Source organism: Streptomyces sp. SM1 (assembly GCF_002910825.1).
Lineage (GTDB): Bacteria > Actinomycetota > Actinomycetes > Streptomycetales > Streptomycetaceae > Streptomyces > Streptomyces okerensis.
This window is the reverse complement of the sequence record NZ_NEUB01000438.1, coordinates 1-7,628: the sequence shown is the minus strand read 5'-3', so window position 1 is coordinate 7,628 and position 7,628 is coordinate 1. Positions and strand designations below refer to the sequence as shown.

Here is a 7,628-nt window from a genome sequence, read left to right as displayed (position 1 = left end):
GAAGGTGATCTCCACGGTAGGCGGGGCCGTGCGGGGAAAGCGAACGGCGGTGTTTCCGGGAGATGACGATGTCGGCCGTGAGCCGCCCGTTCCCGGCGCCCGGCCGCCGGCGCCCGGCGCGCCGCCGGACCGGGCATTGGGCCGTTGGAAGGAATTACGGCCCCCCGCGCGCCCGGTCACCGTATTCGACCTACGCTTCCCGGTAGGGGGAGGAAAGGCCCGCGCCATTCCTGCCGAGGAGAGCCCATGGCTGAACGCGTTGCAGCACCACGTCAACGTGGTTACAAAGAAGGCGTCGGCGGCGATATGCTCGCCGAATTCCTGGGAACGTTCGTCCTGATTCTGCTGGGCATCGGGTCCGTGGCTCTCGCCCTCGTGGGCCTGCCCGGTTCGGGGCGGCAAGCAGTGGAATTCGGTCCGGCGAACTGGCTCATCATCACCTGGGGCTGGGGCTTCGGCGTCATCTTCGGCGTCTATGTCGCCGGCGGTATCAGCGGTGCGCACCTCAACCCCGCCGTGACGCTGGCCTTCGCCGTACGCAAGGACTTCCCCTGGCGCAAGGTGCTGCCGTACTGGCTGGCCCAGGTCGTGGGGGCCTTCGTCGCCGCCGCACTGGTCTACGCCTGCTACCGGTGGGCCATCGACGCGGCCGACGCCAGGGCGGGGCTCCCACGGGACGAATCACTCGCGACGTACTCCATCTTCGCCACCTTCCCCGCCGAGTACTTCGGTGATTCCTGGTGGGGCCCACTGCTCGACCAGATCGTGGGAACAGGAATTCTCCTGCTGCTGATCTGCGCGCTCATCGACATGCGCAATGTGGCTCCACTGTCGAATCTTCACCCGTTCCTCATCGGCCTGGTGGTCGTCGCGATCGGCATGACCTTCGGCACCAACGCCGGATACGCCATCAATCCCGCGCGCGATTTCGGACCCCGGCTGTTCACGTTCTTCGAGGGCTGGGGCGACATCGCCCTGCCGGGGACATTCGGGTGGTTCAGCGGTTACTGGTGGATTCCCATCGTGGGCCCGCTCATCGGCGGAGTCGCCGGCGTCCTCGTCTACGACCTGCTCATCAAGCCGGTGATCCGCGCCAGGGCGGGGGCCCAGGAGGAAGGCCCCGCCACCGAGGAACCGTAGATCCCCAGGCCTGTCGTCACACCAGGAGAGGTGGCAGCGATGCCCGAATTCGTCGGCGCGGTGGACCAGGGGACCACCAGCACCCGCTTCATGATCTTCGACCATGCCGGGAACGAGGTGGCGAAGCACCAGCTCGAACACCAGCAGATCCTGCCGCGGTCCGGCTGGGTCGAGCACGACCCGGTGGAGATCTGGGAGCGCACCAACACGGTGATCCAGAACGCCCTGCGCGACGGAGGCCTGTCGGCCACCGATCTGCGGACCATCGGCATCACCAACCAGCGTGAGACGACGGTGGTCTGGGACCCGCGCACCGGCCGTCCGTACCACAACGCCATCGTCTGGCAGGACACCCGCACGGACCGTATCGCCTCCGCCCTCGAACGCGACGGTCACGGCGACGTCATCCGCCACAAGGCCGGTCTGCCGCCGGCCACCTACTTCTCCGGCGGCAAGATCAAGTGGCTGCTGGAGAACGTGGACGGGTTGCGTGCGGCCGCCGAGGCGGGCCACGCCGTGTTCGGCAACACCGACGCCTGGGTGCTGTGGAACCTCACCGGCGGGCCCAACGGCGGTGTGCACGCCACGGACGTGACCAACGCCAGCCGCACCATGCTGATGAACCTCGAGACCCTGGACTGGGACGACGAGCTGCTGGGCATCTTCGGCATCCCGCGGTCCATGCTGCCCGAGATCCACCCCTCGTCCCACCCCGAGGCGTACGGCCATGCCCGCACCTCCCGGCCGCTGAGCGCCGCCATTCCGATCACCGGCGTACTCGGTGACCAGCACGCGGCCACCGTGGGCCAGGTCTGCTTCTCCCCCGGCGAGGCCAAGAACACCTACGGCACCGGCAACTTCCTGGTGCTCAACACCGGCGAGGAGCTGGTGCGTTCACGCAGCGGGCTGCTGACGACGGTGGCGTACCAGTTCGCGGGCAGCCCCGCGGTGTACGCGCTGGAGGGCTCCATCGCCGTCACCGGCGCGGCCGTGCAGTGGCTGCGTGACCAGCTGAAGATCATCGGGAGTGCCCCGGACAGCGAGCAGCTGGCACGTTCGGTGGAGGACAACGGCGGGATGTACTTCGTCCCGGCGTTCTCCGGCCTGTTCGCCCCCTACTGGCGTTCCGACGCCCGCGGCGCCATGGTCGGGCTGGCCCGGTACAACACCGGGGGTCACATCGCACGGGCCACGCTGGAGGCGATCTGCTACCAGAGCCGTGACGTGGTCGAGGCCATGGAGCAGGACTCGGGCGTGCACCTGGACGTGCTCAAGGTCGACGGCGGCGTCACCGCGAACGACCTGTGCATGCAGATCCAGGCCGACGTGCTGGGAGTACCGGTCAGCCGTCCCGTGGTCGCCGAGACCACCGCGCTGGGTGCCGCCTACGCCGCCGGGCTCGCCGTGGGCTTCTGGCAGGACACCGACGAGCTGCGCACCCACTGGCAGGAGTCGAAACGCTGGAGCCCCGAGTGGAGCGAGGAGCGGCGCCAGGAGGGCTACCGGGACTGGAAGCGGGCGGTGGAGCGCACGCTGGACTGGGTCAAGGTCGACGACTGACGAGGGCCCGGGCCCCTGGTACCTCAGTGCCGGGCCGGGAGGTGACGGACTCCGTGGTCCGCCGGCCGGTGACGGACTCCGTGGTCAGCGGTCGGCGATGTCCTCGCGGAGGCCGTCGGAGAACTCCCACCACGACAGCGGAAGCCAGTCGCCGTGCACGAAGCCGTCGACCGTGGCACCGCGACCACGGACGGACACCGCCGTGCCCGGCGGGTAGGTGGTGCCGGACAGCCCGGGCACCGGGACAAGCAGGGTTCCCAGCCGCTGCGCCGCCATGTCGACCCCTCTCCGCTTCTCGTCGCTCTGATCGTTCTCGTCGCTCTCGTCGTCCTCCGGCATTCCGGATCCCCGGCGTTCCCGTCGGACGGCATGCATGCGGACATTACCCGGCTTGCCCCGCAGGACAGACCGGAGAATCATGAGATATCGGTCACGCGGAACATCGGGGAGAGGCGCGCCACCGGAAACGCCACCGCACACGCATGCCATCGAGTGGAGGTCGTAGCCATGAAGGCCGTCGTGTACAAGGGACCGTTCGAGGTCGCGGTCGAAGACGTCGACAATCCCACCATCCAGCATCCGAACGACGTGATCGTACGCGTCACCTCGACCGCGATCTGCGGCTCCGATCTGCACATGTACGAGGGACGTACCAACGCCGAGCCCGGCATCACCTTCGGCCACGAGAACATGGGAACCATCGCGGAGGTCGGCCCGGGCGTCACCGCCCTCAAGGAGGGCGACCGTGTGGTCATGCCCTTCAACGTCGCCTGCGGGTTCTGCACCAACTGCGTGGAGGGCTACACCGGTTACTGTCTGACCGTCAATCCCGGTTTCCCGGGCGGCGCCTACGGCTATGTCGCCATGGGCCCGTGGAAGGGCGGCCAGGCGGAGTACCTGCGCGTTCCCTACGCCGACTTCAACTGCCTGAAACTGCCGCCGGGGAAGGAGCACGAGAACGACTTCATCCTGCTCGCCGACATCTTCCCCACGGGCTACCACGGCTGTGAACTCGCCCAGGTCCGCCCCGGCGACAGCGTCACGGTGTACGGCGCGGGCCCGGTCGGTCTGATGGCCGCCTACTCGGCGCTGCTGCGCGGCGCGAGGAAGGTGTTCGTCGTGGACCGGGTCGCCGAGCGGCTGCAGAAGGCCGAGGAGATCGGCGCGGTGCCGATCAACTTCGCCGAGGGCGACCCCGTCGAGCAGATCCACGAGCAGACCGAGGGCATGGGCACCGACAAGGGCGTCGACGCCGTCGGCTACCAGGCGTCGGCGGGCGGCGGGGACACGGACCGCGAGGAACCGGCGACCGTCCTGAACTCCCTGGTCCGTACGGTCCGGGCCACCGGGATGCTCGGCATTCCCGGGCTCTACGTCCCCTCCGACCCCGGAGCCCCCGACGAGCAGTCCAAGCAGGGCATGCTCCTCGTCGCGGTCGGCAAGCTCTTCGAGAAGGGGCTCAAGCTGGGCACGGGGCAGTGCAACGTCAAGCGCTACAACCGGCAGCTGCGCGACATGATCATCGAGGGCCGGGCCGAGCCCAGCTTCGTCGTCTCGCACGAACTTCCCCTGGACGAGGCCCCGTCGGCCTACGACAAGTTCGACAAGCGGATCGAGGGCTACACGAAGGTGATCCTGCGCCCGTAGCCCCTCGCCCCACTGCGCCCGTAACACCGCCGCCCGGCGGGCCGCGGGAGTAATTCGGATGCGGGGGCGGTCCGGGCGGTGGACGATCGGCGTCGTCTGCCGTCCACCGCTCCAGGAGTTCCCGTGATCCAGCGCGTCACCGTGCCCTCCCTCTTCCCGCCGCCCGCCTACTCCCACGCCTCCGTCGTCGAGGCCGGCACCAGGCTGGCGTTCCTCGCCGGATCGGTCCCGCTGGACGCGGACGGGAGACTGGCCGGCGAGGGGGATCCGGTGCGGCAGTCCCGGCAGGTGATCGCCAACCTCGGGGAACAGCTGCGGGCGGTGGGCAGCGGCCTGGAGCACGTCGTCGCGACGGATGTGTATGTGGTGAGCGCCGATCCCGCCGTGCTCTCCGCCGTGTGGGACGTCGTCGAGGCCTCCGGGCTGAGCGCGGGACCCCACTCGTCGACCCTGATCGGCGTGGCCTGCCTCGGATACCCCGGGCAGCTCGTGGAGATCACCGCGACGGCGGTCGTGCCCGGCCCGGCCGCCTCGTGACGGCCGGTGAGCGGGCGGGGGTGGCGCTGCGCCGCGCCGTCGCCTCCGATGCCGGGGCGGCGGCCGGTGTCTGGCTGCGGTCCTTCGCCGCGGCGCTGCCGGGCGTGGTCCGGCCCCGGTCCGACGACGAGGTGCGGGAGTACTTCCGGCACGTGCTGGTGCCCCGGCGTGAGACGTGGGTGGCGGACGCTCCGGGTGACGGTGTCGTCGGTGTGCTGGTACTGAAGGGTGGGGTGCTGGAGCAGCTGTACCTCGAGCCCGGGTGGCGCGGGCGCGGGATCGGTGACCGGTTCGTCGCCCTGGCCAAGGAACGCAGCCCCGGAGGCCTGTCGCTGTGGACCTTCCAGGTCAACGCGCCCGCGCACCGCTTCTACGAACGGCACGGCTTCACGGCCGTGGAGCGCACGGACGGTTCCGGCAACGAGGAGCGGGAACCGGACGTGCGCTACGTGTGGCGGCCGTAGGACGCGTCACCGGCGCGGGGCGCGTCAGGTACGGGGCCGGGCGCCGGGCACGAAGGTCCGGGCGTACCGGTCCGTCGCCGCCACCAGTGCCGCGTCACCGACCGCGCCCGCGTCGTGACCGGCCCCGTCCACGATCACCAGTTCACTGCCCGGCCAGGCGTGGTGCAGCCGCCAGACGACGCCGAGGAGGTTGCCGAAGTCGAGGCTGCCCTGGACCAGGGTGCCCGGAACACCCTTCAGGAGGTGGGCGTCGCGGAGCACGGCACCCTCGTCGTTGTCCTTCCCCTCGCCCTCCCTCTCGCCGAGGAAGTGGTCGTTGCCCCAGTAGTGGGTGACGGTACGGGCGAAGCCCAGACGGAAGTCCGGGTCCCGGAAGCGTTCGACCGAGCCCGGCGGGGCGGGGATGATCGCCGTCTCCCAGTCGGTCCAGGCACGGGCGGCGCGGTCCCTGACCTCCGGGTCGGGCGACTCCAGCAGCCTGCTGAACGCGGCGGCCGGGTTGCCGTCGCGTGCGCCGGCGGGCAGCGCGGCGAGGAAGCGTTCGTGGGCCTCGGGGAAGAACGTGCCCAGTCCCCGGGTCAACAGGGTCACCTCGGCGTTCGAACCGGTGGCGACGCCGGTCAGCACGAGTTCGGACACGACTCCCGGGTGGGTCTGCGCGTACCGCAGTCCCAGAGTCGACCCCCACGACACGCCCCACACCAGCCATCGCTCGATCCCCAGGTGGGCGCGGAGCAGTTCCAGGTCCGCGATGAGGTGGGCGGTCGTGTTGACGCTCATGTCGGTGGCGGGGTCGCTCGCCGGGGGCAGTGACCGTCCGGCGCCGCGCTGGTCGAGCAGGACGATCCGGTAGGCGGCCGGGTCGAAGTAGCGCCGGAGTCCCGGGCCGGCCGTGGAGCCGGGGCCGCCGTGCAGCACCAGGGCGGGCTTGCCGTGCGGGTTCCCACTGGTCTCCCAGTACACGCGGTTGCCGTCGCCGACGTCGAGCATGCCGTGGTCGTACGGTTCGATCTCCGGGTATCTGCTCATCGGAGCACCGTAGCGCCGTGGGCCGGGTCCGTTCACTCCCTTTCCGGCGTGCCCAGTCCCGCCGCGGTGGCCGCCGTACGCAGTACCTCCCTGAGCATCTCGGGGGTGAGCCGGCCGGTGAAGGTGTTGCGCTGGCTGACGTGGAAGCAGCCGAAGAGGTGGAGACCGGGGCCGTCGGCGGCGTCCAGCGCGGTGTGGGCGCCGTGCGCGAAGGCGGGCCGGGGCCGGGGGACCGTCCATCCCGCCTCGGCGAACGCGGGCAGCGCCGCCTGCCAGCCGAAGGCACCGAGGACGAGCGCGGCCCGGACCGTCGGCCGCAGCAGACGCAGCTCCCGCACCAGCCAGGGCCGGCAGGCGTCCCGCTCCCCGGGGGTGGGCTTGTTGGCGGGCGGGGCGCAGTGCACGGGCGAGGTGACGCGCACGCCGTACAGCTCCAGTCCGTCGCCGGCGTGGGTGGAGCCGGGCTGCGAGGCCAGCCCCACGTCGTACAGAGCCCGGTACAGCACGTCACCGGAGCGGTCCCCGGTGAACATCCGCCCCGTACGGTTCCCGCCGTGTGCCGCGGGCGCCAGTCCGATGATCAGCAGCCGGGCGTCCGGGGGCCCGAATCCGGGTACCGGCCTGCCCCAGTACGTCCAGTCCGCGAACGCGGCCCGCTTGGTGCGGGCCACCTCCTCACGCCGGTCGACGAGCCGGGGGCAGGCACGGCAGTCGGCGATGCGCCGGTCGAGACGGGAGAGGCCGCTGTGGTCCATGACCCCACGGTAGGCGCCGGCCCGGACCGGCCGGGAAATCCCCGCGTCACCGGCCGGTTCCGGCGACTAAGGTCGGGACCATGGCTTCCGAGAGTGCCGACACCCCCGAGACCGCTGCTGCCGTGGCCGCCGCCGAGGCGGCCGGGCCGGGGAGCGGTGAGTCCGTGCGGATCGACAGCTGGATCTGGTCGGTGCGGCTGGTGAAGACCCGGTCCCTCGGTGCCGCCGCCTGCCGGGGTGGACATGTCCGGGTGAACGGCGAGCGGGTGAAGCCCTCGCACTCCGTCCGGGTCGGCGACGAGGTACGGCTGCGGGCCGAGACCCGGGAGCGGATCGTCGTCGTCAAGCGGCTGATCCGCAAGCGGGTGGGGGCGCCGGTGGCGGTCCAGTGCTACGTCGACAACTCCCCGCCGCCCCCGCCCCGCGACGCCGTCGCCCCGGCCGGGATCCGCGACCGCGGCACCGGCCGCCCGACCAAGCGCGACCGCCGGGACAT

The 7,628-nt window shown here is 71.0% G+C and carries 9 protein-coding genes and 1 pseudogene; 7 read left to right on the top strand and 3 right to left on the bottom strand.

Going from position 1 to position 7,628, the window contains the following annotated elements; all coding sequences use genetic code 11:
- The 3 genes and pseudogenes from B9S61_RS41530 to glpK form a co-directional block, all read left to right on the top strand.
- A pseudogene (locus B9S61_RS41530) lies at positions 1 to 340 on the top strand (hypothetical protein); the annotation flags it as partial.
- Positions 307 to 1,140, top strand: coding sequence for an MIP/aquaporin family protein (locus B9S61_RS10960; RefSeq protein WP_219819907.1), 834 nt, complete (start codon positions 307 to 309; stop codon positions 1,138 to 1,140). The pseudogene B9S61_RS41530 and the gene B9S61_RS10960, both read left to right, overlap by 34 nt.
- Before the next feature lie 39 nt (positions 1,141 to 1,179).
- Positions 1,180 to 2,700, top strand: a complete 1,521-nt coding sequence (gene glpK, locus B9S61_RS10955; RefSeq protein ID WP_103542081.1) for a glycerol kinase GlpK — start codon at positions 1,180 to 1,182, stop codon at positions 2,698 to 2,700.
- Positions 2,701 to 2,784: 84 nt separating this feature from the next.
- Here the strand turns inward: glpK and B9S61_RS10950 are convergent, their stop codons facing one another.
- Entirely contained in the window at positions 2,785 to 2,976 is a 192-nt protein-coding gene (locus tag B9S61_RS10950) for a hypothetical protein (RefSeq protein ID WP_103542083.1), read from the bottom strand.
- 231 nt (positions 2,977 to 3,207) lie between these two features.
- Between B9S61_RS10950 and B9S61_RS10945 the strand changes: the two genes are divergently transcribed.
- The 3 genes from B9S61_RS10945 to B9S61_RS10935 all read left to right on the top strand — a co-directional run bounded on the left by B9S61_RS10945 (position 3,208) and on the right by B9S61_RS10935 (position 5,348).
- Positions 3,208 to 4,347 (top strand): glutathione-independent formaldehyde dehydrogenase, encoded by a 1,140-nt coding sequence (locus B9S61_RS10945; RefSeq protein WP_103542080.1) that lies wholly within the window; start codon positions 3,208 to 3,210, stop codon positions 4,345 to 4,347.
- Between the two features lie 123 nt (positions 4,348 to 4,470).
- Positions 4,471 to 4,884, top strand: coding sequence for a RidA family protein (locus B9S61_RS10940; protein WP_103542079.1), 414 nt, complete (start codon positions 4,471 to 4,473; stop codon positions 4,882 to 4,884).
- Positions 4,881 to 5,348, top strand: coding sequence for a GNAT family N-acetyltransferase (locus tag B9S61_RS10935; protein ID WP_103542078.1), 468 nt, complete (start codon positions 4,881 to 4,883; stop codon positions 5,346 to 5,348). Before B9S61_RS10940 ends, B9S61_RS10935 begins: the two co-directional genes overlap by 4 nt.
- A gap of 24 nt (positions 5,349 to 5,372) precedes the next feature.
- Here B9S61_RS10935 and pip read toward each other — a convergent pair whose 3' ends face one another.
- Together pip and B9S61_RS10925 are read right to left on the bottom strand one after the other, a co-directional pair.
- Positions 5,373 to 6,377 (bottom strand): prolyl aminopeptidase, encoded by a 1,005-nt coding sequence (pip, locus tag B9S61_RS10930; protein ID WP_103542077.1) that lies wholly within the window; start codon positions 6,375 to 6,377, stop codon positions 5,373 to 5,375.
- A gap of 32 nt (positions 6,378 to 6,409) precedes the next feature.
- Positions 6,410 to 7,132, bottom strand: a complete 723-nt coding sequence (locus B9S61_RS10925; protein WP_103542076.1) for a uracil-DNA glycosylase — start codon at positions 7,130 to 7,132, stop codon at positions 6,410 to 6,412.
- Positions 7,133 to 7,212: 80 nt separating this feature from the next.
- Between B9S61_RS10925 and B9S61_RS10920 the strand changes: the two genes are divergently transcribed.
- Positions 7,213 to 7,628: RNA-binding S4 domain-containing protein (locus tag B9S61_RS10920; RefSeq protein ID WP_146064787.1), on the top strand; the 416-nt coding region annotated here is incomplete at its 3' end.

Excerpts from the sequence above, each read along its gene's own strand:
- B9S61_RS10960 (WP_219819907.1), top strand. The coding sequence starts at position 307 with ATGCTCGCCGAATTCCTGGGAACGTTCGTCCTGATTCTGCTGGGCATC.
- glpK (WP_103542081.1), top strand. The coding sequence starts at position 1,180 with ATGCCCGAATTCGTCGGCGCGGTGGACCAGGGGACCACCAGCACCCGC.
- B9S61_RS10950 (WP_103542083.1), bottom strand. The coding sequence starts at position 2,976 with ATGGCGGCGCAGCGGCTGGGAACCCTGCTTGTCCCGGTGCCCGGGCTG.
- B9S61_RS10945 (WP_103542080.1), top strand. The coding sequence starts at position 3,208 with ATGAAGGCCGTCGTGTACAAGGGACCGTTCGAGGTCGCGGTCGAAGAC.
- pip (WP_103542077.1), bottom strand. The coding sequence starts at position 6,377 with ATGAGCAGATACCCGGAGATCGAACCGTACGACCACGGCATGCTCGAC.
- B9S61_RS10925 (WP_103542076.1), bottom strand. The coding sequence starts at position 7,132 with ATGGACCACAGCGGCCTCTCCCGTCTCGACCGGCGCATCGCCGACTGC.